The following is a 25778-nucleotide window of genomic DNA, read 5'->3' as shown; positions in this document are numbered from 1 at the left end:
GTGGAATGATTTCTTTATTACCGCTCAAAACATTACAAAATGTAGAATTCAGAAATCTTCTTACGGGGAGATTTTTTATTGTTTTAGCTTTCAGAATGCTCGCTACTTTACTCGGATGGTGGGTTTATCAATTAACTAAAGATCCTTTTTCTATCGGACTTATCGGGTTATCTGAGGTAATTCCCGCGGTAAGTTGCGCTTTGTATGCTGGTCATGTGATCGATATGAACGAAAAGAAAAGACTTCTCCTGATTTGCAATTACGTCTATGTTTTTCTGATCAGTTTATTAATGATTCCCGCATTTTTTGATGTGGAACTTCATTTTACAGGTCACGAAATTACCTATTTCATTTACGGCGTTATTTTTTTCACAGGAATTGCAAGAGCCTTTATCGGACCAATTGTTCCATCGATGATTCCTAAAATCGTAAAAAAAGTCAATCTTCCGAGTGCAATTACTTTAAACCAAGCCACTTTTTTAATTTCGTCAGTTTGCGGTCACGCAGCAGGAGGATTTCTTATCGGATTTTTTGGAGTAAAATGGACTTTAGTGGTCATTGTTTCACTTTTGCTGGTCGCTTCACTGTTTTTCTGGCAACTGAATCAACAGTTTTCTGAGCATAAAAAAGAAGAAATCAAAGTGATGGAAAGTATGCGTGAAGGAATTGCTTATATTTTTAAAACTAAAGAAATTTTGGGAGCGCTTTGTCTTGATATGTTTGCTGTACTTTTTGGAGGTGCCGTTGCGATGATTCCAGTTTTTGCAACAGATATTTTAAAATCGGGAGCTGAAGGTTTCGGATTGCTAAATGCTGCTTCAGATATTGGCTCGATGATTATTATTACGACATTATCTTTAGTTCCGTTAAGAAAAAATCAGGGTAAAATTTTATTGGCTGTTGTAGCAGGTTTCGGAGTCTGCATTATCGGTTTCGGCTTGTCACATTATTACTGGCTTTCTTTTATGTTTTTGGTTTTAAGCGGTATGTTGGATGGTATTTCTGTGGTCATCCGTGGAACAATCGTACAGTTGAAAACTCCGGATCATATCCGAGGAAGAGTCTTAAGTGTGAACTCAATTTTCATTATGTCGAGCAATGAAATGGGTCAGTTTGAAAGCGGATTGATGGCTAAACTTTTAGGTGTGGTACGATCAGTAATTTTTGGAGGAAGTATGACAGTATTGATTGCATTAATTGTAGGAAGCACCAACTCAAAATTGAGAAAAATGCAATATTAAATACATTCTACCGTTCTCCTACGATATACAATAAAAACTTTAATGTAAGATTAATAATTTCTTTATATTTGTATTAACAAATTTTTCGAAAATGAAAAAAACTCTACTTATTTTTTTAATGATTATTTCCCAGATGATCTTTGCACAATCTAGCTCTGATTGTGGCGGAACTGTTCAGGTCTGCGGAAATACACCTATCTCTTTTACACCCACCGGTCCGGGCGATATTAAAGAAGACTTAGGAGGATGTATGACATCTGATGAGCATTTTTCTATTTGGTACACCTTTACTGTTGCTACATCAGGAACTTTAACCTTCACCATCGTTCCTAATGCGATGGCTAATGATTATGACTGGGCGTTGTATGGACCGGATGTAGCGTGTAATAATTTAGGTACACCTATTAGATGTAATTATTCCGGAACCTCTGGTCTTACGGGATTAAATTTTACCAACACAAATACTACTTCTGATGCTGCAGGGTCTCCATTCTGTTCATTTCTGAATGTTTTGGCGGGACAAACCTATTACATCGTCGTTGACAACTTCTCGCAATCTGCCAATGGATTTGTATTAAATTGGGGTGGAACAGCAACATTAGTATCGCCGTTTACTTCAGCATTCCAGCCAAACCCATTCATTCCGCCAGGAAGTCCAGCTGCAAACCCTACCGCACCTAATGAAGTAATTGTTTGTACTGAACCTCCTGTATTTGATTTCAGCACATTATCTGCCGGAATTATCAATGGTAATCCTAATTTTATAGTTTCATATTATAAGAATTCTAATGATGCGATTAGTGGAAACAACCCTATTTTAGGTGCTATTCCTGTAAACACAACAGATACTTACTATTATGTAATTACTTATTCGGATCCGAGTGCGCCTGGTGGAGCCATCAGCAAATGTAGAATGCCCGGAACATTTAAATTTGTACAACGTGCTATCAATGTAGTTGATGCCACCTTAACAAGTTGTAACAACAACAATGCAGGAACTGCACTATATGATTTAACTACAGCCAACGTAATTAATGATCCCACGGTTATTAAGAAATACTATCCTTCGCTTGCTGATCTAAACAATGGGACAGGAGAAATTACCAATCCTTACCAGTATGTATCTGCAGTAGGATCTGTGTTTGTTTTGGTTACTTCACAATTTGGATGTACAGATATAGGAGAAATTAAGCTTAACTTTTTCCCTGAGATTATTGTAACTGAAGCTACTTTGAGATCTTGCTCTATCGAAACAAATCCTTCAACAGGATTGTTTAACCTGACGACAGCAATCGTGAATGGACAAGCAAATATGACCAAGAAGTACTATCCTTCAATGGCTGATGCTGTAAACCAAACTAACGAAATATTAACTCCAGCGACCCACATTGCTCCTACGGGATATGCATATGTGAGAGTTTCTAATGCTGATGGTTGTTACAATGTAGCAAAAGTAAATTTAATTGTAATTCCTCCAGTTTATTCAACAGTTCTGGTAGATAAAATTATTTGTGCAGAAGATAAAACAACATTAGATGCAGGCACTGGATTTGATGGTTACGAATGGAGTACCGGTGCAACCACTCAAGTTATTACCAACGTAGGAATAGGAACCTATTGGGTAAAATTAAAGACCGGTGACTGTACTGTAAAACAAACCGTAAAGGTTTACGCTTCAGAGCTTCCCGTTATTTCTAATGTTGACATTTCAAATAATACAATTACTGTACATGTAATTGGCGGAACGCCTCCTTATAAATATTCAATTGATAATATAAATTGGCAAGACTCTAATGTTTTCACCAATTTATCAAGAGGAGATTATACTATTTTCGTTAAAGACAACTACAATTGTGTCCCTATTCAGGTAAATGTAGTGGTACCAAATATCACAAATGTAATTACTCCAAATGGTGATGGCGTGAATGATGTAATTGATTACTCTGCGCTATCTGGAAAACAGAATTTAGTTCTTAGCATTTTCGACAGATACGGAGCCAAAATCTACCGGGCAGACAAAACCAACGGATACAAGTGGGATGGTACATCAAATGCCGGTAAAAAAGCACCAACCGGAAATTACTGGTATTCTGTAACATGGAATGAAAACAATAAACAAAGCACTCCAGTTAAATTCTCTGGATGGGTATTATTGAAAAACAGAGAATAATAATCAAAATAAAATTAAAAAAGCCACTTTAATAAGTGGCTTTTTAATTTTAAATAATATAAAGTTGATTTAATTAAATTTTTGTTAAATTTGTGATTAAAATCATTTAGAAATGAGAAAACTACTACTCTTTTTTATTTTAATCACTTCCCAATTATATTATTCACAATCAGACTGCGTTACAGCAGCTCCAATATGTGGGGACACTAATTTCTCGGCAACTCCCACCGGGCCAGGACTCATTTTAGAAGATCTTGGCGGATGTTTAACAGATGACGAAAACTTTTCGTTATGGTATAAATTTACAATTGATACAGGAGGGGTACTTACTTTCACTATTGATCCAAACGTTTTTGCTGATGATTATGATTTCGCAGTATATGGCCCAAACCCTAATTGCGCATCATTAGGGCCACCAATAAGATGTAATTTTTCTGGAGCCGACGGCCCTACAGGACTTAACCTTATATCGACCGATCCAAACGGAGGTACTTTCGGACAATGGAGCAGCGCCTTAAATGTACTTCCAGGACAAGTTTATTATCTGGTAATAGATAATTATTCTAACTCAATAAATGGGTTTTCAATTGATTTTGGCGGTACCGCAACTTTGTTGACACCTTTTGACCACAATGCTGATCAAACCTATCAACCCAATCCTTTTGTTGCTCCTGGTCCTAACCAAAATGGAGAAATCAATATTTGTGAAAATCCTACAATTTTCAATTTCTCTACTTTAACTTCAGGAATTATAAACGGAAATCCGAATTTCAATGTAAAATACTTTTTAAATGCAGCCGATGCGCTTGATGATGACAACGCAATTACAACTCCCATTTCCGTAAATTCTACTACTGTTTATCACTATGCTATCGGTTATGTAGATCCTGTAAGCCCTGTAAGCTTTCTTAATCAATGTAGAGAATTTGGAACTATAAGATTTATTGACAGATCTTTTAAATTAACTCCAGTAACCTTAAAAGCTTGTAACAACAACAACAAAGGAACTGCAGATTTTAATTTAGTTGCAGCTGGTATCAATCCTACTTCAATACCAAATCTTACATTGCAATATTACCCTTCAATGGCAGATTTAAATGCTGGAACAAATTTAATTACCAATCCCAGCAATTATACTTCAGGAGAAAAATCTGTATTTGTAAAAGCTACCAATAATTTTAATTGTGTAAATATTGTAGAGATAAAATTAACCTTCTACCCGGTTATCAACTTAATTCCGGTAACTTTAGAATCTTGTTATATCCCTTCTGCTACCAATACCGCAGCCTTTGACTTAACCTCTGCAGGAGTTACCACAATGGCTAATATTACTAAAAAATTCTATTTAACAATGGCAGACCTTACTGCCGGAACTAATGAAATCATTCCAGCTACAAATTACATCACTACAAGTACTGATGTCTTTGTGAAAGTGACAGACGAATTTGGGTGCTACGCTATTACAAAAATCACATTGAAAGTTTTACCTCCGGTAAAATCTACAGTTCTGAAAGACAAAACCATCTGTTTAGAAGATAAAACTACTTTAGATGCCGGTTCAGGATTCGATGGATATGAATGGAGCACTGGTGCTACAACACAAGCCATTACAAATGTTGGTGTTGGAGATTATTGGGTAAAATTAAAAACAGGTAAATGTTTTACACTTCAGCAAGTACACGTTTACCCTTCACAACAACCTGTGATTGCAAGTATCGATATTAAAAATAACACAATTACCGTGAATGCATCAGGAGGAACTGCGCCTTACCAATATTCATTGGATGGAATCAACTGGCAAGATTCTAATGTATTTACAAATTTACCAAGAGGTGAAAGTAAGATTTTCTTAAAAGATTCGTTTGATTGTAACCCAGTACAGATACAAGTTACTGTTCCAAATCTTGTTAATGCAATTACTCCAAACGGAGATAACGTTAATGACGAAATTGACTACTCAGCATTAGCTTACAAAAAGAATTTAGTATTTGTTGTTTACAACAGATATGGTAATAAAATCTATGAAGCTGATAAAATAAGAAACTTCAAATGGAATGGAACTTCAGGAGGTAAAAAAATCCCTACAGGAACCTACTGGTATACTATTACATGGAATGAAAATGACAAAAACAGTACACCAACCAAATATGACGGATGGGTATTGGTAAAAAACAGAGAATAATATTTTTTTCTTAATCATAATAAATCACCTCAGCAATGGGGTGATTTTTTTATTAACACTCAACCTCATCTGTTTACGATACTTGAGTTATGTTTTTCATAGAATTGTTAGTTACTATTTTTAAATTATTTTTTAAAAAAACTATCTTTGCACAATGGCGCAGAAAGAAACACTCTCTTCTCTTACACAAGGGAACTTTGCAAGGGAACTATCGATTGCAGACGGAAAAATGCCTCCTAATGCAATAGATTTTGAAAGATTGGTAATTGGTACTTTTTTAATTGATAAAAAAGGGCTCGATCATTCTATCGACCTTCTTACTCCGGAAGTCTTTTATGATCCGAGACATCAGGTTATATTTTCTGTTATTTTAAAACTGTACGAAGGAAACCACCCTGTTGACATTATGACTGTTATTCAGGAAATGAGAAAAACAGACAAACTCAGTTCTGCAGGTGGAGACCATTATATAATCGAGCTTACGATGGGGGTAAGTTCATCTGCCCATATCGAATACCATGTACGTGTAATTCTTGAAAAATATATTTTAAGAAGTTTAATTAATGTTTCAGCAAACGTAATTGACAATTCTTATAAAGAATCTACCGATGTTTTCGAACTTTTAGATAAGGCTGAACAGTCTTTTTTTGAAATCACAAACGGAACCATCAAAAAAGGATTCGATACTGCCAATACTTTAGTAAAGGAAGCTATTGACATCATTAAAGCTTTAAAAGACAAAGAAGGAATTTCTGGTGTACCATCAGGATTTAGAGATGTTGATAAAGAAACCGGAGGTTGGCAAAATTCTGACCTTATTATTATTGCGGCACGTCCTGCAATGGGGAAAACGGCATTCATTCTTTCAATGGCAAGAAATATTGCCGTAGAGTACAAAATTCCTATGGCGCTATTCTCATTAGAGATGGCATCGGTGCAGCTCATCACAAGGATGATTGCTTCCGAAACAAAAATTTCATCAGAAAAGCTAAGAAAAGGAACGTTGGACGACGAAGAATGGCAAAGACTATTTTCCAATGTATCAGAATTAGAAAACGCACCTTTATATATTGATGAAACTCCTTCCCTTTCCATATTTGACTTTAGAGCAAAATGCCGAAGACTGGTAATGCAGCATGGAGTAAGATTAATCATGGTCGACTACCTTCAGCTAATGACTGCAGGAGGTGGCGGAAAAGGTGGCGGAAACCGTGAACAGGAAATCTCAATGATTTCACGTTCATTAAAAGCAATTGCAAAAGAATTAAATGTACCTGTAATAGCACTTTCTCAGCTTTCAAGAAGTGTGGAAACCCGTCCCGGAAAACGACCGCAGCTTTCTGATCTAAGGGAATCCGGAGCAATTGAACAGGATGCAGATATCGTATCATTTATTTTCAGACCTGAATATTATAAAATCACTGTTTGGGATAATGACGAAGATGGAGCTGAAACTTCTACCGAAAACCAAGCTGAATTAATTATTGCAAAACACAGAAATGGTGCTACCGCGGATGTAAGATTATCTTTCCTGAAACATTTTGCAAAATTTGGGAATATTGAAGAGGCAACCAATGGAATGGGCTATTCAAATACGCTTGGCGAACCAAGTGGTTTTGAAAAAATTAAAACAACGATACAGCCAGGAGCTGCGTTTGATTTACCAGACAATTCTAAACTTTCAGGATCTTCTATGAATGATCTTGATGATGAAGAAGATTTTCCGTTTTAAAAAATTAATTCAATAAATTAATGCCGCGAATGCACGAATGTTTTTAAAAAAGAAATTCGTGTATTCGTGGCAACTTATCTTAAATGAGAATTGAAATATATACTGACGGAGCCTGCAGTGGAAACCCCGGAAAAGGAGGTTACGGAATTTTGATGCGCGTTCCCGAAAAAAATTATCAGAAAACATTTTCAAAAGGTTTCAGAAAAACCACTAACAACAGAATGGAGCTTCTGGCAGTAATCACTGCATTAGAAAAGCTGAAATCTACAGAAAATGACATTCACGTTTTTACTGACAGCAAATATGTCTCTGATGCTATCAACCAAAACTGGATTTCAGGTTGGATTAAAAGAGGCTGGAAAAACGTAAAAAACCCGGATCTTTGGAAGAGATTTGTTGTACTTTTTAATCAGCATACTCCAAAAATGCATTGGGTAAAAGGACATGCAGGGCATTTTGAAAATGAGCTTTGCGATAAACTGGCAGTTGCAGCCGCAAACTCACAAAACTTGGAAGTAGATGCTTATTTTGAGAACCTGGAAAACAATTCTCTATTTTGAATTAAACTAACATAACGCTTATCATATTCAACTTTTCGTTATCATTAATATTTTTTATTACAAAATAATCAAAATTTTCTACAAAATTAACATTATATATACATTTATTAGCAAAGATTCAATATCTTTACACGTCTAATAAAAGTATCCTAATAAATGAATAAAAAATTACTGTTTTATTTTACCCTTTTTGTACTTTGTATTTCCGGAAATTTTTCCTCCCAAACTTATCAGCTCACAGGAGTTCCTATTAACACAACTGGATGGACGATGGTCTCTCCAACTGCAGTAGGAGCCGGAGGTGATTTTATTCAATTAACTCCGGACACCAATAATCAATCTGGGTCGATCAGGCTAAATGATCCTATCAATCTAAAATACTGCGATAAATGGAGGGTAGAATTCGATTTCAGAATGGATTCTAACCAAACTGCTAATGGTGACGGTATTGCATTTTGGTATCTTGCCAATCCGCCTGTAGCAAGTGTACTGGGGTCTGGTCTTGGTGTTTCACAAAATGCTATAGGTCTTATCGTAGGTTTCGACACTTACAACAACACTACAACTGCCGTAATGAGTAAAGTACATGTTGCTTATGGACAAGTTGCAAACACTACAGACAACAACAATGTAGAATTCTTCAACACTGCAGGAAGTTCTTTTCACTCGCCGGATATGAATACTACCCTGCCATTTCAGGGAACTACGTATAAACATGTAGAGGTTACAGCTGAAGTAAATACTTCTATTCCTAATACTTGGAATATAAAAATAATGATTGACGGAACTCAAATCTGCAATCAACCATTTACTGCATCTGGAGCAGCCGCTACAATGACTCAGGGATATTTCGGGTTTTCTGCTTCCACAGGAGGTAACAGGTCGAGACACTCTATTAAAAATGTAAAAATATATACTGATAAAGTAAGCCTACTTCAACCTACAGCTACACAAACATTTTGTCCAAATCCTTCAACAGGTTTCGGAACAGTGAATTTAACATCATTCAATTCTCAGTTTGTTGCAAACCCGGCCAACTATACTTTCACTTATTCTGTTGGTGGTACTCCTATTACAACACCTACCAATTATCAGTTTAATGCTAATACAACGGTAAATGTTATCATCAGAGATAATAGTGCAATCCTTTGCGATAATCCGGACGGAAAAATCATCCTTACCCTTTCGCCGTTTACAGCAACCAACAGAACACTTTCTGCATGTAACAATAACGGTGCTTCCACAGCGACATTTGACCTTTCTGCAGCGAATGTGACAGCAGTTCCCGGCGTTACTAAAAAGTATTACAGAACATTGGCCGATTTAAATGCAGGAACTAACGAAATCACAAATCCTACAGCTTACGTTTCGGCTCCAGGAAAGGTTTATGTAAAAGTAACTACGCCTCAAGGCTGTACTGGAAATGCAGAGATTACACTTGTATTCTATCCTTTGCCTGTGTCAACTGATGCTATATTAGAATCATGTTTTATTGAAGCAACTCCAACAGCAGCATTATTTAATCTGACCACAGCCAATGTATCTACTGAAGCTGGTATTACTAAAAAGTTTTATACTACTTTGGCAAATGCATTAGCCGGAACCAACGAAATCGTCACTCCTATAACGTACATTTCTCAATCTACAGATGTCTATGTAAAAATAACGGGTACAAACAGCTGTTATATTATTAAAAAAATAACGCTGAAAGTAATTCCTCCGGTAAGATCTTCTGTTTTAAAAGATAAAACAATCTGTATTGATGACAGAACAACATTAGATGCAGGTCCAGGATTTGATGGTTACGAATGGAGCACAGGAGCTACAACTTCATCTATCTCAAACATAGCAGTGGGAGATTATTGGGTAAGATTAAAAACAGGAAGCTGTTACACATTACAGGCTGTAACTGTAAAACTAGCAACAAACCCAGTCATTTCTAGCATAGATATTACTAACAATACCATTACCGTGAATGTTTCCGGTGGTGTTGCTCCATATAAATATTCTTTAGATGGAATCAACTGGCAAGATTCTAATGTATTTACAGGACTTCCACGAGGTGAAAATAAAATTTTTGTGAAAGATTTTTATAATTGTGATCCTACACACATTCAGGTAACAGTTCCGAATCTTATCAATGCAATCACACCAAATGGCGATAATGTGAACGACTTCATTGATTATTCAGCTCTTGCTTATAAGAAGAATCTTGTCTTCACAGTCTATGACAGATATGGAAACATGAAGTATCAAGCAGACAAACTAAGAAATTATACTTGGGACGGAACTTCCGGAGGTAAAAAATTGTCAACCGGTACTTATTGGTACTCTATAACCTGGACAGAAAACGACAAAAACAATACACAGACAAAATATGACGGATGGGTATTGGTAAAAAATAGGGAGTAATCCTATAAAAGCACCACTTACTTTAACGTGGTGCTTTTTAAATTTCAAAAGCCTCATCAACAAAGCAATAATAAGCAGCAAGCAGACTATATTCAGTTATTATTTTTTAATACTCAATAGCTACTTCCTTACCTTTTTAACCTTATTTTAAACAAAAAAAACGAATAATTTTACCAAATAATAAATATTAAAGTAAGTATGAAAAAACTTTTACTCACCACTTTTCTGTTAATACTAACAATATTCAATACTCAAATCGATGCCCAAACTTATCAACTCACCGGTACACCTGTAATCAATACAACAGGATGGGACATCGTTCCTTCTGCGACAGCAACCGGAGATTTTGTACAGCTTACTCCTGACCAAACCAGTAAATTTGGTGCAATTAAGTTGTCTGACCCTATCAATCTTAAATATTGTGATAAATGGAAAGTTGAATTTGATTTCAGAATAGACGGAAACGGAACGACTGCTTACGGAAGAGGTGACGGTCTTACATTCTGGTATCTTTCTAATCCTCCAACAACATTTACAACCGGAGGCGGACTTGGAATCCCCGCAAACGCAAACGGATTAATGGTTGCATTCGATATATTCAATAACTCTACGGAAGGACAGATGAGTAAAGTGCACGTTTTATATGGTACAAACAATGTACCTGCCGGAAATCCAAATATTGAATACAATATGACGGCAAACAGTACTTTCCACTCTGCAGATCTAAACCCTACGCAACCTTTTGTAGGAGCTAATTATAAACATGTGGAAGTAAATGGTGAGGTAGATCCAGGTAACATTAATAACTGGAAAATCCAGATAAGAATAGACGGCGTGCTTATTACAGATACTTCTTTTGCTCCTTCTGGTGGTGCAATCGGTATGACTCAGGGATATTTTGGGTTTTCTGCAGGAACAGGAGCTGCAAGTGCAAGACATTCTATTAAAAATGCGAAAATATATATTGATAAAGTTCCAATTTTACAAAACAGCATCACTCCGTTTGTGTGTACAAACCCTGCAACCGGAAACGGATTTGTAGATTTAACTTCTTATGCCAATCAGTTTGTAAACAACCCTGGAAACTATATCATCACTTATTATGTTTTAGGAAGTTCTACGCCTATTGCAACTCCTACAAATTTTCAATATTCTGGGAATACTACAATTTCTGTGGTTATAAAAGATCCTTCATCTACGTTATGTGATAATGGTGATGCAAGAATTGTTTTAAATCCGAGTCCGTTTGCCGCAGATGATGCCACGATAACAGCTTGTAACAATAACAATGCAGGACTTGCTTACTTCGATTTGAGTACCGCTGCTGTAACTACACTTCCGGGTGTTACAAAAAGATACTATCCTACCCTTGCTAACCTTAATGCAGGAACTAGTGAAATCCTAAACTGGGCAAATTATCCTGCAGCAAACGGAGCAACAGTTCATGTAAAAGTTACTACTCCACAAGGATGTACAGATAATGCAGTTATTACTCTTAACCACTTCCCTGTTGTTGTTGTTGTAAACGATGCAACTCTCAGATCATGTTTCCTGGAAAACAATGTTTCAATGGGATCATTTAATCTTACCAATGCGACAGTAACCACACAGACCGGAATAACAAAAAAATATTATCCGTCATTACAAGATGCCATCAACGGAAGCAACGAAATAATCACGACTAATCCTTACATTGCTCCAAATGGTGTAGTTTACATCAAAGTAACCAATGCAAACGGATGTTATGCAATTGCGAAGGTGACTTTAACGGTAATCCCACCAGTATATTCTACAGTTTTAAAAGATAAAATCATCTGCGTAGAAGATAAAACGACATTAGATGCAGGAACAGGTTTTGATAGCTACGAATGGAGCACAGGTGCAACTACTCAAACTATTTCAAACGTTGGAGTCGGAACGTATTGGGTAAAGCTAAAAACCGGAGACTGTACTGCTCTTCAAAATGTAAAAGTATTTGCTTCGGAGCAACCTGTAATTACATCAGTTGATGTCGCTGCAACAACAATTACAGTTTATGCTAATGGTGGAACTCCTGCTTACCAATATTCTTTAGATAATGTAAATTGGCAAGCTTCTAATGTATTTAAAGGACTTTCGAGAGGAGTACACAAGATTTTTGTGAAAGATTCTTACGATTGCGAACCAATGGAAACTGAAGTTACGGTTCCTAATATCATTAACGTAATCACTCCAAACGGAGACGGTCGTAACGATGTGATAGATTACTCTGCATTGGGAAGTAAAATAGATTTAACATTCAGTGTTTACAACCGATACGGAGCAAAAATTCATCAGGGGGACAAAACCAATAATTACAAATGGGACGGAACTGCAAATGGAAGAAAAGTTCCTACAGGAAGCTACTGGTATTCTGTAACATGGAACGAAAACAATAAAACCAAAACTCCGGTAAAATTATCTGGTTGGATTATTGTAAAAAACAGAGAATAATTTTTTTTTTCAAACTATACTTAATTTTAAAGAATCTGTCTCATTCGTGAGATGGATTCTTTTTTTATTTAAATGTCATCCGTTAGTATAATTTTAATACTAAATAATCTAAGTTATTGAACGATTAAAAGAAATTAAAAAAGCTTAATTTATCTTCAAATATAATTCTCACCCCATTATGATTTTAAATTTTGTCTTTCTGAAATAAATTACGTAGTCAAACGGCTTTGTTTATCTTCCAGTATTGAAAATTCTCATTAAAAAGTTTTACAAATAATTATTAAGTATCATAAGAAAACCAAAAAACCACTGCAAAAGCAATGGTTTCATTATTCATATTAGAAATCTCTTTTAGAAAGACACTTCATTTACCTCTTTTCCGCGCTGAAAATTCATCATTTTCTGGTTTCCTTTATATGCAATGCTTACTAGGTTTATTTGCTTAGGAAATGCACTCAAAAGTAATGTGTTTTTTATTTTTAAAGTATTAATATCAGAAATACCTCCGGCTTCAAAATACACCCAAACCGTTTCTCCGCTTACCTGACTTCCTGTAAAGGTTAAGGCTTTAGGAGAACCATTTACAAATACATCAAAGTTATTATTTACATATTTTTTTACTTCAGCTTCAAATCCTGCAGTATTTCTGTTGATTTTAATCGCATCAGAAATATGGCTTGTATTTACTTTCATCGTAAACTTTAGCGTTTTGCTACCATCAACATAATCTGCTTTTGTCATGGACGAGAAAAAGTCTGCCACAGAAAAACTCATCAGTATAATCAATGTAAAAATACCCGATATATATAAAAATTTTTTCATCTCAATTTATAGATTTACAGCATATTGCTAAATATATTTGGTCAAATTTGATGCCAATTAAAAGTTAACGTTCACAGAGTACTTGTCATAAAAAGCCTTAATGTGAGCTACCGATTCGTCTGCGCTATCTACCACACGGTAAAGATCAAGATCACCATCAGAAATCATTCCTTCTTTTAGTAATGTTGCTTTAAACCAATCCAGCAAACCTCCCCAAAACTCAGATCCTACCAAAACAATTGGAAAACGTCCTATTTTATTGGTTTGAATTAATGTCATTGCTTCTGTAAGTTCGTCTAATGTACCAAAACCTCCCGGCATAACAATAAATCCTTGAGAGTATTTTACAAACATCACTTTTCTTACAAAGAAATAATCAAAATTCAGCGAATACAGTTTGTTAATATACGGATTAAAATGTTGTTCGAAAGGAAGGTCGATATTTAGCCCGATTGATTTTCCTTCTGCATTGAAAGCGCCTTTGTTTCCTGCTTCCATAATTCCGGGACCACCTCCTGTAATTACACCGAAACCTATTTTGGTGATTTTTTCAGCAATTTCAACAGCCATTTGGTAATATTTACTTTCAGGCTTCAATCTTGCAGACCCGAAAATAGAAACGCAAGGTCCTATTCTTGCCATTTTTTCGTAGCCATCTACAAACTCTGCCATTACTTTGAAAACCATCCAGCTGTCTTTGGTAATGGTTTCGTCCCAGGTTTTTTCGCGTAAACTATTATGTAGTTTAGTTTCGTTGATATCTAATTCTGTATTTTCTAAACTTTCGTCTCTTGTTCCTTCAGTTCTCATTCAAATTATTTAAAATATTTTTCTGCTTCAATTACAGACTCCGGTCTTCCTACGTCAACTAAAATGCTGTCGTGCACAAAACCGTGAATTTTTTCAGTCTGCATCAAATCCAGATACTCTTCCATCACAGAAAACTTTCCCTTTCTTTTTATTTTGTCAAAAATAACAGGATTAATGCAATGCACCCCGCTAAAAGCCAAAGGTCTGAATCCCTTGTTGAATTCTGCAAGACGCTGTTCTCCTGTCTGTACATTCAGCCAGCCTCTTAAAACCAAGTCATCATTAAACAACAGTTTTCTAGAACTCTCTCTGTCTGAAACCGCTAAGGTAGCAAAATCTTTAATTTCTTTGTGATAGCTTACAAAATCATCAATATTGATCTTGGTAAGGATATCGGCATTCATAATCAGGAAGTCTTCACCATGATTGAGGAATTCTTTAGCAAAAATCAAACCACCACCTGTTTCCAACAACTCATCTGATTCGTCGGAGATTTCAATCTTACAGCCAAAATTATCATTTTTCTTTAAAAACGTAACGATTTGATCCCCAAAATGATGGATATTGATCACAAAGTCAGTAATCCCGAAACCTTTGAGATATTTTATATTTCTTTCTAAAAGCGGAACGCCATTCACTTTAGCCAAAGCTTTAGGATGATGATCTGTAAAAGGTTTCAATCGGGTGCCTTTTCCTGCTGCAAAAATTAATGCCTTCATAAATTATGGGTAATAAATAATTGGTAATGAGTAATTTAAAAACATGTAAATAAATAATAATAATAGCGAAGCTAATATATTACTTATTGCACATCACCCATTACTTATGATTAAGTTGGTGTTGCTCGTCGTGGTGAAGACTTATTTCTACTTTATCACCATATTTTTCTTCAATAAAATGAGCAATTTTAATGGCCGAATAAACCGATCTGTGTTGTCCTCCGGTACATCCGAAATTGATTTGCAGGTTTTCAAAACCTCTTCCTAAATAATTATCAATGTTAATTGAAACTAAGTTTTTAATTAATTCTAAAAACTGAGGCATTTCTGTTTTTGTTTCTAAATATTCCTGAACTCCAATATCGTTTCCGGTCTGGATTTTATATTCTTCTACTCTTCCCGGATTTAAAATTCCTCGGCAATCGAATGTAAAACCACCTCCGTTTCCTGAATCGTCTTTAGGGATTCCTCCTTTTTTATATGAAAAACTGTGAATGTCTATGTGTAGCATGTTTGTTTATTTATAATTGATTGTTGATAAATGATGATTGATTACTAAGGTGATATTTTTTTTAAAGTTTTAAATTCTCTTTGTCATTTCGTAGGAATCTAAGCGAAGTTAATTCTTTTCAGAGTTGAGATTCCTACGGAATGACAAACCTTGAGTTTAATCAACCTTAATCCTTAATGGTTTAATTTACCTTTAATATTTCTAATATTTTAAATTTAACTTTTTCAGAACTCATTTGTTCAATTACTTTTTTCAGCTCGGGATAATTTTTCATCTCATCCCAACTATCTGAAAATGCTGTAATATTTTGAATGCCTTTATCGATGCTTGCAATGAAATGTTGCTTTCTTTGAATCAGTCCACGGAAACCGTAAGCTCCCAAAACCTGTAAAAACCTCATCATCTGAATTGGCTTTACCGAATTTTTCAGTTGAGACTGAGTTTCTTTATCTTCAAACTGCTGAATATAAAATTCAAGCATTTCGTTTTTGAAATTCTCAGGAAAATTGGCTTTAGCCTGAAACAAAAATGAAATGACATCATACATTAAAGGACCTTTCATTGCAGACTGATAATCAATAAAAGAAACTTTATTTTCATTATTCACCATAATATTTCTTGCCTGAAAATCCCGAATCATGATGCCTTTCGGCTCAAGGTTTTCTATCAGATTGATGATTTCTTTAAATTCTTTCAGTAGAGATGATTTGTGATATTCTAATTCTAAAACATCAGCAACGAAATTTTTAAAGTAATACAAATCATGCATTACCGGAAGCTCATCATAACTTTCGTATTCAAAAGTTTTGTGGAAATCTATTTTTCCGTTTGTTTTTTCCTGAAGTTCAAAAAGCTGTTTGAGCGTTTGCTTCACCAAAGTCTGTACATTTTCTGACAAATCTTCTTCTGCAATGATTTCTGAAAAAGTTTTTTCTCCTAAAAATTCCTGAATATATATTTTCCGATCGTCTGAAACAGAAAATATTCTTGGCGTGTTGAGATTCAATTCAGAAAACAGTTTTGAGAAATACAGGAAACTTTCATTTTCGGCAATATTCTCGTTGTAGGTAATGATGTATTTCCCGATTTGATTTTGAGCCAAAAAATTGACCCTTGCAGAACCGCTTTGAGCTAACGTAACAAATTGAGTTGATTTTTCGCCAAAATGGTTTTCAAAAAATCTTTTTGCGTTTTCAGAAGTCATAATATGGTAACAAATATACTAATTTACGTGCTAATTGCTATCTTTGCAGCATGTTAAAAGACTTTAAGCCTGTTTTGGGTATTCTGCTGCGCTTTATCATCATTTATTTGGTGCTGCTTTTTGCGTATCAGTTTTATCTTACCAGTTTTAAAGAACAAGGTCTTGATCCTTATTCGCGTTTTATCGCCGAGAATGTAGCTTTCATTCAAAACAAAATGGGTTACACCACTCTTTTGTACAATGATGTTCCTAAAGAGCAGGTTTGGTTTTACGTAAATAAAGTATATGTTACCAGAATGGTGGAAGGCTGTAACGCAATCTCGGTAATCATTCTTTTTGTGGCGTTTATTTTTGCATTTTATAAAGGAACTAAAACTTTCGTTTTTATAGCGATAAGTCTTTTAATACTTTATATTATGAATGTTTTGAGAATAGTCGGGCTCAATATTATTTCTCGTGATTATCATGAATACAACAAAATAGGACATGATTATGTTTTTCCAGCCGTGATTTATGGAAGCGTAGTTGTACTTTGGTTAGTCTGGATTAAATTTTTTGCTTTGAAAAATGAAAATTCTTAATTGGTTTCTGGTTATCGTTGGAGTTTTCGGACTCGTTGGAGTAAGAATGCTGGAAGACCAGATTTTCTACGATCCTTTTTTGAATTTTTTCCACGAAGGCAATAAAGATATTCCTTTTCCTGAATTTGAATGGGAAAAACTGATTATCAGTCATATTTTCAGGTTTGTTTTAAACCTATTTTTTTCATGTGTTATCATTCATTTTTTATTTAAAAATAAGGAATGGACAGTTCAAGGAGCGGTCTTAATTTCGATTATTTTCGTGATTACGTTTCCTATCTACCTGTTTTGTATTTCAGATAGGTTTGATATTGGTTATCTTTTCTCTTTTTATATGAGAAGGTTTGTAATACAACCTTTGATTCTGCTTTTGATTATTCCTTTGTTTTATTATAGAAAGCAAATGATGTTGAGGAATTCAAATTAATTTAAAAGAAATCTTAAATATTAAGATAGCGCTCCTACGGAGCGCCATGTTTTATTCATTTTAATTTTTGCTACACAGATATCACTCCTACGGAGTGTTTTTATTAGAATTTATACGGATGATTCTTTATAAATTCAATAAGTAGGCGAATTATTCTCGTAAAAAATAGCAACTATTCTTGACTACATCATCGTAAACACAATTTTTTATACATAGTTAAAACCTGTTAGGTTTGAGTTTTTATAGCCCCGATCGCAGCGGTTACCCCGCAACAAGAGATGGAAAAGCGGCTGTGTGAGGAGTATGAGCGTAGAGCGGGAAACAGCTTCTAAAAAAAACTAATCGACGGTATGTTTTTCGACTCTTGTTACATTTTCTGCCGTCCATTCTACTCTTTTTACAAATGGTTGTTTTCGTACAGGGCAGTCCATAATCTGGCAAAGCGGGCAAGAAATTGTCTTGCAATCATCCATATGGAAATTGAATTCTACGGTACGTTTGGTGTTTTTGGCTAAAAGAAGTATTACCTGTTCCATTTGATTATGTGCCTCACGAAGGCTGTAATAATATGGCAAAGTGATGTGCGCATCGATGTGAAGTGACGAACCAAACTGCTGGATTTTCATGTTGTGAATGTCAATCCATTCTATTTTTCTGTTTTTTTCGAGAAGATCAATAATGTTGTTTAGAAGTTCAGGGTCTTGCTCGTCCATAATTCCACGAAGCGATTTTCTAACAATTTTGTAGCCTACGAAAATAATGTAGAAACCGAATATTAAGGCAACAACAGAGTCAATCCAATAGATTTTGGTGAAGTACACGATGATTAAACTGATCACCACTCCCAAAGTGGTAATTGTATCTGACTGAAGATGTTTTCCTGATGATATGAGAACCAAAGAGTTTTCTCTTTCCCCTTTTTTAACTGAAATATAGCCCAAAATATAGTTAACAATCGCCGTCACTGCAATAATGGCAATTCCCCAATCTAACTGTCCTAAAACCTTACCTGTTATTAAACTGTTGATCCCTTCATAAATAATCATTACCCCTGCAATGGCAATCAATGCTCCTTCAATTCCGGAGGTGACAAATTCTACTTTTCCGTGCCCGTAAGGATGGTCTTCATCTTTTGGTTTTGATGCCAAATGCAAAGAATACAGTCCCATAAAAGCACTGATAACATTCACAATACTTTCCATAGCATCAGAAAACACAGCATCGGAATCTGTGAGTTTCCACGCGATGATTTTCCCGATGAATAAAATGATTCCGAAAACGGCAATGATTTTCTGGAAGCCTATTTTGTCTTTATTGATATTTTTTGTTGCCATTTTTTGTCTTGATATTTAATGTTCATTATTTATCTGAACCATTAATATTGGTAAACCGTTGTTTTTTTGATAGGACTCTATCCTATCCTTTGTTAAGTCGTCCTTTCAGGGCTTATTAAAACCAGCAACTAAAACCAATAACTTAAAATTATTTGATAAAAAAAAGAATCTCTTTTGGAGACTCTTTTCTTTTTTGTTAGTTTATACTAAGTTGTTTGCTACTAAGTATTCTGCAATCTGTACTGCGTTGGTGGCAGCGCCTTTTCGCAGATTGTCTGCTACAATCCAGAGGTTAAGTGTTTTCGGTTGTGAGAGATCTCTTCTGATTCTTCCGACGAAAACTTCGTCTTTCCCTTCTGAATAGAACGGCATAGGATATTCATTGTTTTTTACGTTATCCATTACTACAACTCCCGGAGTTTCAGATAAGATTTTTCTTACCTCATCCAATTCAAATTCGTTTTCAAATTCGATATTTACACTTTCAGAGTGACCTCCCTGTACAGGAACTCTTACTGCAGTTGCCGTTAAATTGAATGTATCGTCACCTAAAATCTTTTTAGGCTCTTTCATTAATTTAATTTCTTCTTTAGTGTAATCATCATCCGAAAATACATCACAATGTGGCAATGCATTTTTGAAGATCTGATAAGGATAAACTTTAGCTACAGAATCGTCTCCGCTGATCTCTCCGTTCAACTGATCTACAGCAGCTTTTCCTGTACCTGTTACAGACTGATAGGTAGAAACAATGACTCTTTTTAAGTCGTATTTTTTATTCAATGGACCTAAAACCATTACCAACTGAATGGTAGAACAGTTTGGATTTGCAATAATTTTGTCTTCTTTTGTTAAAACATCAGCATTGATTTCCGGAACAACTAATTTTTTAGTTGGATCCATTCTCCAAGCTGAAGAATTATCGATTACGGTAATTCCTGCTTCAGCAAATTTGGGAGCGTATTCTAAAGAAGTATCGCCTCCTGCAGAGAAAATTGCAATATCAGGTTTGGCAGCTATAGCGTCGTCGATGCTTACGATAGTATAATCTACCTGTTTATACTTCACCTGTTTACCAATAGATCTTTCCGAAGCTACCGGAATTAATTCTGTTACAGGGAAATTTCTCTCTTCGAGAACTTTAAGCATCACTTGTCCAACCATTCCTGTTGAACCTACTACAGCTACTTTCATTGTTGTTTAAAAAAATTAAGTTAATATAATTAAGCTCCAAAGACTCTTGTCCATGGAAATGCAAAAGCAAATAAACCTACTGCAATCAATCCCATGATTACAATTCCTAAAGAAATGGTATCATTAGATTTTACTTTTTTGTTGATGATGGTCATCAAAACTGCAGCAATTAACATAGAAAATGGATGTTCTACATATTGAAATCTTGAATACGCATCACTCATTAATGTTCCAGCTGATAAAACAACTTTTAAGCCTGGAGATGTTATTAGCATAATTACTCCAAGTGTAAACTGAACGTGGAAGAAGATCATTGTAAATAAAGTAACTTTCTTCAGTAACTTGTTTACTTTCCCGCTATATCCGAACATTACGGTTAATAAAGCGACGATGAATAGTGCTGTTAATCCGAGTTCCAAATAGGCAAATCCTTTATGAGCGCTCAATAAAATCTTGTAAAAATCCATACTTCTATTTTTTCTATTTTTAAAGTATACAAATATAAAAAAATCCCAGCGATAAAGCTGGGATTTGATATGTAATAAGTTTTAAATTATTAGAATTTGAATGCAATAGACGCCGCCCAAGTTCTACCGAAACCGAAATAAACAGTATTACTTGTATCTAAACCTTTGTAGAAGTTTTGCGGATTATTAATATAAGTATTATATGCTGCTTGTGCTTGTGCATCTGTATTGGTTGCAGTTTTGAAGTCTGCTAAATCTTTAACGTGCGTAGAAGATTTACCATCAGAAATATATGTAGTATCAAATAAGTTATAAACATTACCTGTAAGTACTAATCTTTGGTTTTTACCTACATTAAATGTGTAAGATAAACCTAGATCAAACAAGTTATAACTTGGATACTCTAAAGCCCCTTTAGTTCCATTATTGGTAGTAGTTCCATTAGGTCTTACATATACATCAGCGAAATTGATTAGCCCATAATAGTTATCATAGTAATTCCAGTTTGCAAATACACTAAGTTGTTTTACTGGTTTTAGTGTAAATCCTAAAGCAGCCGTTGTTTGAGCAGCATCGGAAACTTTTACTCCATCTAAAGCAAAGCTCACTTCTGTATTTCCATTAAAGCTAATTGGAGTTCCGTTTTCATCGTATAAAGTTCCATTAGGATTACCTTTGTATTCCCAATTACCGATTGAAAACATTCCGTTGAAAGATAAATAATCAGTTACTTTTAATGTTCCCTCAAATTCTACTCCCATGTGAATTTCTTCAATCCCTGTTAAATTAGCAAAAGGTCTTGTATATACATTTGTACCTGTTGCAGGTAAAGTAGGGTTGATTGGAATATTTGGTAAGTTCGTAAATCTCTGATATCTGTCTTTCCAAGAAGTGTAGTAAAGGTTTACATTTGCAGTAAACATTTTACTTCTGAAACCATATCCTAATTCTGCAGAAGCAATTTTTTCATTAGTTAATAATGGATTTACAATTTGCTGACTTCCCTGTGCTCTACCATCCGGCGTATTAACTAAGGGATTAGTACCTGAAGCAGCAGCAAGTGGTGCATTATAAACTGAGTTAAAAAGTGGCTGTTTAGAATAATAACCGACGTTTGCAAAAACATTGTGTTGCTCATCTATATTATAGTTAATTCCTGCTTTTGCGTTGAATCCAAAAAGGAATTTAGTATCTGTTTTTTGAGTAACAACCTGCCCTTGTTGAATAGCACCATCTTTTAACCAGTTATCAATTCTTTTGTATCCTTGCTCTGAAGCAGAACCTTGAATGAATGCTGAAATTTTATCTTTTGAATATTCTAATTGTCCGAAAACACCTCCCCAAAGAACTTGCCCATCATAGTTTCTATAAACAATCTGATTTTGATCTTTTACAGACTTTACAAAAGGATTCGCAGAAGGAGCAGGGTTTTGAACTAAAGTAACATCGTATCCACCAGGAATATTCATGTTATCTTTCTCAATATATTTGTTATTACCCCAAAGTTCTGTTAAAACTCCTGGGTGATATCCATAATAATATCTCAAATCAATACCTCCTGAAAAATTCCAGTTTTCATTGATTTTATGTTGGAAATTAGATAGCAAACCATACCAGTCGTGAGAGTTGATACTTGCTCTTCTAACAAGACCATTTGTTCTTGTTGCTACACCAGGAGTTGTGTTGATTTTGTTAACACCTGTATTATTTGCTACGTTAGGATCCCAAATTACATTCTGTCCTTGATTCCATCTAGCAATATCATCAAATCTAATTAAACCATCTGATGTTTTACCTAAACTGTTGATGTTTGTACCATTGACACTACCGATAACACCGGTACCACCACCTCTACCCCAAGATCCGTAAATAACAGTAGATAATTTTGATCTTTCAGAAATTTTCCAATCCCAGTTAACAGAGGCAACAGGCTTGCTATAGAAGTTGATTGATTGAGACATTATATCTCCATTCATATAACCCCAGTTTGAGTTGTATCTTCTATTTGGCTCACCATCTTCACCATATTTAATGAAGTTTGCGATTGAACTTTGAAAGTTCTGCATGTGCCATTGTGGTGCTCCTGTAAAAGTAAATTGGAAATCGTGCTTTTCATTAGGCTGATAACCTAAAGCAAAATAATAGTTATATGCTTCAAAATCTGACCCATCAATATAAGTAGCTCCTGCAGTTCTCGACATTAAGAATGATGTAGACCATCCTTTATCCGATTTACCAGTATTGTATGAAAATAAAGTTTTTAAATAACCATCATTACCAACACCAAGCATTACATTTCCTTCTCTTTTCTTGTCAGCAGCTCTTGTTACGATGTTTACTGTTCCCCCTACAGAAGCAATTGCTAATTTAGAAGATCCTAAACCTCTTTGAATCTGCATTGCAGAAGTTACGTCTGAAAGACCTAACCAGTTACTCCAATAAACAGCTCCGTCTTCCATACCATTTACAGGTACACCGTTAATCATTACAGCAGTATTATTGGTATCGAAACCACGGATATTCATACGACCATCACCAAAACCTCCTCCGCCTTTTGCAGCATAAATTGATGGTGTGGATTTTAAGATTTCCGGAAATTCTTGATTTCCTAATCTTTCAACAATTTGTGCTTCTTTAATTGTAGAAACAGCAACCGGTGTTTTTCTATCTTTAGCAAGATCGGCAACACCTGTAAGTACAACAGTTTCAATATCCTTGGATCTTTCGTCCCTAACGGTATCTTTAACCTGTTGTGCATAATAAACACTAGCTGTAGAAAGTGAGATCATCACAGTTAGCATCGATTTGTTGATTAATTTCATAATCGTAAGTAATAGTTAGAATTAAATTTTATGCAAAATTCGACAAATAAAATTTAACTATTATTAACTGAATGTTAATTTTTAACTATTCTTAACAAAGCTTAATTTGCTGATTTTCAGAACAAAATACAAAAATCGAATTATGGGGTGAAAAAAATCATATTATTTAATTTTTAACAAAATACCTTTGTTTTTATTAAAAATATAATGTTTTACATAACAGCTTTTAAACTTAAATCGATATTATTAGCAGAATGAGTAAGCGCTCCTACAGAGATAAAAGTAACTCCTGTGGTAGCAATATCTTTCAGCTGATCTCTTGTAATTCCACCAGAAGCTTCGCTCTCACAAGAGCCATCGATTAGCTTAACTGCTTTTTTCATTGTGGCAACATCCATATTGTCGAGCATAATTCTATCAACCTTTGCATTGATCGCTTCCTGTACTTCTTCAAGATTTCTGGTTTCGACCTCGATCTTCAGTTTTTTCTTCGACTTTTTCACATAGTCTTTTGCCATTTTTACGGCGTTGGTAATGCTCCCGTTATAATCTATATGATTGTCTTTCAACATAATCATATCGTACAAACCGTATCTATGATTGGTTCCGCCACCGATAGCAACTGCCCATTTTTCACAAACTCTGAAATTAGGTGTGGTTTTTCGCGTATCTAAAAGTTTTGTTTTTGTACCGATTAATCTAGAATCCCAATCATGAGTTAATGTAGCGATCCCACTCATTCTCTGCATACAATTGAGAACTAATCTTTCCGTTGAAAGAATTGATCTAGCACTTCCTGTTACAATAAAAGCGATGTCGCCTGCTTTTGCAACGTCACCGTCTTTAATGTAATTTTCAACTACTAAATTTTTATCAAAAGTTTTAAAAATAATTTCAGCCAGCTCAACGCCTGCCAAAATACAGTTTTCTTTTACCAAAAGTTTTGCACTTTGCTGAAGATCTTTAGGAATTGTAGACAAAGTAGAGTGATCTCCATCCTGAATGTCTTCTTCTAAAGCATTTTTTATGAACTGCTTTAAAACTTTATCTGTAGCGTAGCTTGGTCTTTTCATTATTGTAATTTTTTTAATTCTTTTTCAACATCTTCTATTGATGGAAGATGTGATCTTAAATTTTCGGGTAATATTTTTTTAAGTTCATAAGAAGAAATCCCTAAAGGTTTATGCAGATCGGTAAGAGAATATTCTGCAATAATTTTATTTTTGTCTTTACAGATAATCATTCCCACAGTGGCATTGTCATTTTCGTCCCGCATCTGCTTGTCGACCGCTGTGACGTAGAAGTTGAGCTTCCCTGCAAATTCCGGTTCGAAATGTCCGGTTTTCAATTCTATTACAACATATCTTTTCAGTTTGATGTGATAAAAAAGCAAATCTATAAAAAATGACTGATTGCCTACAGATATTTGAACTTGCTTACCTACAAAAGCAAATCCACTTCCAAGCTCAATTAAAAATTTTGAGATATTTTCTACCAAAGCATTCTCTAGCTCTCTTTCTTTATAGCTCTCTGTGACATTAATGAAATCAAAAATATAGGGATCTTTGAGCGTTTCACGAATTAAATCACTTTCATAATCAGGGAGCGTTTTGGAAAAATTGGTAATTGCCTTTCCTTGCGTATCAATAAGTTTTCCTGAAATCATATTGAGCAAAACTGCTCTGCTCCAACCATTTTCTATCGTTTTTTTAATATAAAAATGAGCTTCTTTCGGGTCTTTACATTTTGTTATTAATGTGACATGATGCCCCCACGGAACAAGAAAAATCTGATCACTCAATTCGTCAATAAGTTGTTGACGATTTTCATCATCCTGATTATAAAATAAGTAGAATCTTTTACAGTATTTTAAATTGCTCTCAGAAAAACCTTTTATTTCGGGAAATTCTGTACGTAGATCTTTGCTTAATTGCGAAAAGAAACCTGAACCATAGCTATTTTCAAAATTTCTTTCAGAGATCTCTTTCCCCAAATCCCAATACATTTCTATCAGAGCAGAATTTACCTGAATTGCCGCTTTGATTTGGCTTTGCTGAATTTTTTGTTTTAAATCTAAAATCCAACTTATGTATTGTTCATTGCTTTTTTCTAGCATTA

General features: G+C 34.8%; 20 protein-coding genes. 9 read left to right on the top strand and 11 right to left on the bottom strand.

What is annotated here, in order from left to right; genetic code table 11:
* Positions 1–5 precede the first annotated feature (5 nt).
* The 7 genes from BUR17_RS13395 (at position 6) to BUR17_RS13365 (ending at position 12769) form a co-directional block, all read left to right on the top strand.
* Positions 6–1241, top strand: coding sequence for an MFS transporter (locus tag BUR17_RS13395; protein WP_074230858.1), 1236 nt, complete (start codon positions 6–8; stop codon positions 1239–1241).
* A gap of 91 nt (positions 1242–1332) precedes the next feature.
* Positions 1333–3411, top strand: coding sequence for a T9SS type B sorting domain-containing protein (locus BUR17_RS13390; protein WP_074230857.1), 2079 nt, complete (start codon positions 1333–1335; stop codon positions 3409–3411).
* 112 nt (positions 3412–3523) lie between these two features.
* Entirely contained in the window at positions 3524–5593 is a 2070-nt protein-coding gene (locus BUR17_RS13385; RefSeq protein WP_074230856.1) for a T9SS type B sorting domain-containing protein, read from the top strand.
* Positions 5594–5747: 154 nt separating this feature from the next.
* Complete coding sequence (gene dnaB, locus BUR17_RS13380; RefSeq protein ID WP_074230855.1) at positions 5748–7325, top strand: replicative DNA helicase; 1578 nt, start codon at positions 5748–5750, stop codon at positions 7323–7325.
* An 83-nt stretch (positions 7326–7408) separates the two neighbouring features.
* Complete coding sequence (gene rnhA, locus BUR17_RS13375; protein ID WP_074230854.1) at positions 7409–7885, top strand: ribonuclease HI; 477 nt, start codon at positions 7409–7411, stop codon at positions 7883–7885.
* 156 nt (positions 7886–8041) lie between these two features.
* Complete coding sequence (locus BUR17_RS13370) at positions 8042–10297, top strand: T9SS type B sorting domain-containing protein (protein WP_074230853.1); 2256 nt, start codon at positions 8042–8044, stop codon at positions 10295–10297.
* Positions 10298–10495: 198 nt separating this feature from the next.
* The gene (locus tag BUR17_RS13365) at positions 10496–12769 is read left to right on the top strand and encodes a T9SS type B sorting domain-containing protein (RefSeq protein ID WP_074230852.1); all 2274 of its coding nucleotides are present in this window, start codon (positions 10496–10498) and stop codon (positions 12767–12769) included.
* A 351-nt stretch (positions 12770–13120) separates the two neighbouring features.
* Here the strand turns inward: BUR17_RS13365 and BUR17_RS13360 are convergent, their stop codons facing one another.
* The 5 genes from BUR17_RS13360 to BUR17_RS13340 form a co-directional block, all read right to left on the bottom strand.
* The gene (locus tag BUR17_RS13360) at positions 13121–13591 is read right to left on the bottom strand and encodes a DUF6702 family protein (RefSeq protein ID WP_074230851.1); all 471 of its coding nucleotides are present in this window, start codon (positions 13589–13591) and stop codon (positions 13121–13123) included.
* A gap of 57 nt (positions 13592–13648) precedes the next feature.
* Entirely contained in the window at positions 13649–14401 is a 753-nt protein-coding gene (locus tag BUR17_RS13355) for an LOG family protein (RefSeq protein ID WP_074230850.1), read from the bottom strand.
* Positions 14402–14406: 5 nt separating this feature from the next.
* Positions 14407–15120, bottom strand: coding sequence for a nucleotidyltransferase family protein (locus BUR17_RS13350; protein WP_074230849.1), 714 nt, complete (start codon positions 15118–15120; stop codon positions 14407–14409).
* Positions 15121–15220: 100 nt separating this feature from the next.
* Positions 15221–15631 (bottom strand): RapZ C-terminal domain-containing protein, encoded by a 411-nt coding sequence (locus BUR17_RS13345; protein WP_074230848.1) that lies wholly within the window; start codon positions 15629–15631, stop codon positions 15221–15223.
* 181 nt (positions 15632–15812) lie between these two features.
* Positions 15813–16835 (bottom strand): aminoglycoside phosphotransferase family protein, encoded by a 1023-nt coding sequence (locus BUR17_RS13340; protein ID WP_074230847.1) that lies wholly within the window; start codon positions 16833–16835, stop codon positions 15813–15815.
* A gap of 50 nt (positions 16836–16885) precedes the next feature.
* Between BUR17_RS13340 and xrtF the strand changes: the two genes are divergently transcribed.
* Positions 16886–17416, top strand: a complete 531-nt coding sequence (gene xrtF, locus BUR17_RS13335; protein WP_074230846.1) for an exosortase family protein XrtF — start codon at positions 16886–16888, stop codon at positions 17414–17416.
* Positions 17403–17843 (top strand): exosortase F system-associated membrane protein, encoded by a 441-nt coding sequence (locus BUR17_RS13330; protein ID WP_074230845.1) that lies wholly within the window; start codon positions 17403–17405, stop codon positions 17841–17843. Before xrtF ends, BUR17_RS13330 begins: the two co-directional genes overlap by 14 nt.
* Positions 17844–18181: 338 nt before the next feature.
* Here BUR17_RS13330 and BUR17_RS13325 read toward each other — a convergent pair whose 3' ends face one another.
* The 6 genes from BUR17_RS13325 to BUR17_RS13300 form a co-directional block, all read right to left on the bottom strand.
* Entirely contained in the window at positions 18182–19177 is a 996-nt protein-coding gene (locus BUR17_RS13325) for a cation diffusion facilitator family transporter (protein ID WP_074230844.1), read from the bottom strand.
* Between the two features lie 201 nt (positions 19178–19378).
* Entirely contained in the window at positions 19379–20371 is a 993-nt protein-coding gene (locus BUR17_RS13320) for an aspartate-semialdehyde dehydrogenase (protein WP_074230843.1), read from the bottom strand.
* A gap of 29 nt (positions 20372–20400) precedes the next feature.
* Complete coding sequence (locus BUR17_RS13315) at positions 20401–20838, bottom strand: hypothetical protein (RefSeq protein WP_074230842.1); 438 nt, start codon at positions 20836–20838, stop codon at positions 20401–20403.
* An 89-nt stretch (positions 20839–20927) separates the two neighbouring features.
* Positions 20928–23660 carry a TonB-dependent receptor gene (locus BUR17_RS13310; protein WP_074230841.1) on the bottom strand — a complete coding sequence of 911 codons (2733 nt, stop codon included), beginning with the start codon at positions 23658–23660 and terminating at the stop codon, positions 20928–20930.
* Positions 23661–23872: 212 nt separating this feature from the next.
* Positions 23873–24733, bottom strand: coding sequence for a carboxylating nicotinate-nucleotide diphosphorylase (nadC, locus tag BUR17_RS13305; RefSeq protein WP_074230840.1), 861 nt, complete (start codon positions 24731–24733; stop codon positions 23873–23875).
* A complete protein-coding gene (locus BUR17_RS13300) occupies positions 24733–25776 on the bottom strand; it encodes a PDDEXK nuclease domain-containing protein (protein WP_074230839.1) in 1044 nt (347 codons plus the stop codon). The genes nadC and BUR17_RS13300 overlap by 1 nt, the downstream gene beginning before the upstream one ends.
* Between the last annotated feature and the right edge of the window lie 2 nt (positions 25777–25778).

It is taken from the genome of Chryseobacterium scophthalmum (assembly GCF_900143185.1).
GTDB classification, from domain to species: domain Bacteria; phylum Bacteroidota; class Bacteroidia; order Flavobacteriales; family Weeksellaceae; genus Chryseobacterium; species Chryseobacterium scophthalmum.
This window is presented reverse-complemented; position numbering and strand designations above follow the sequence as displayed.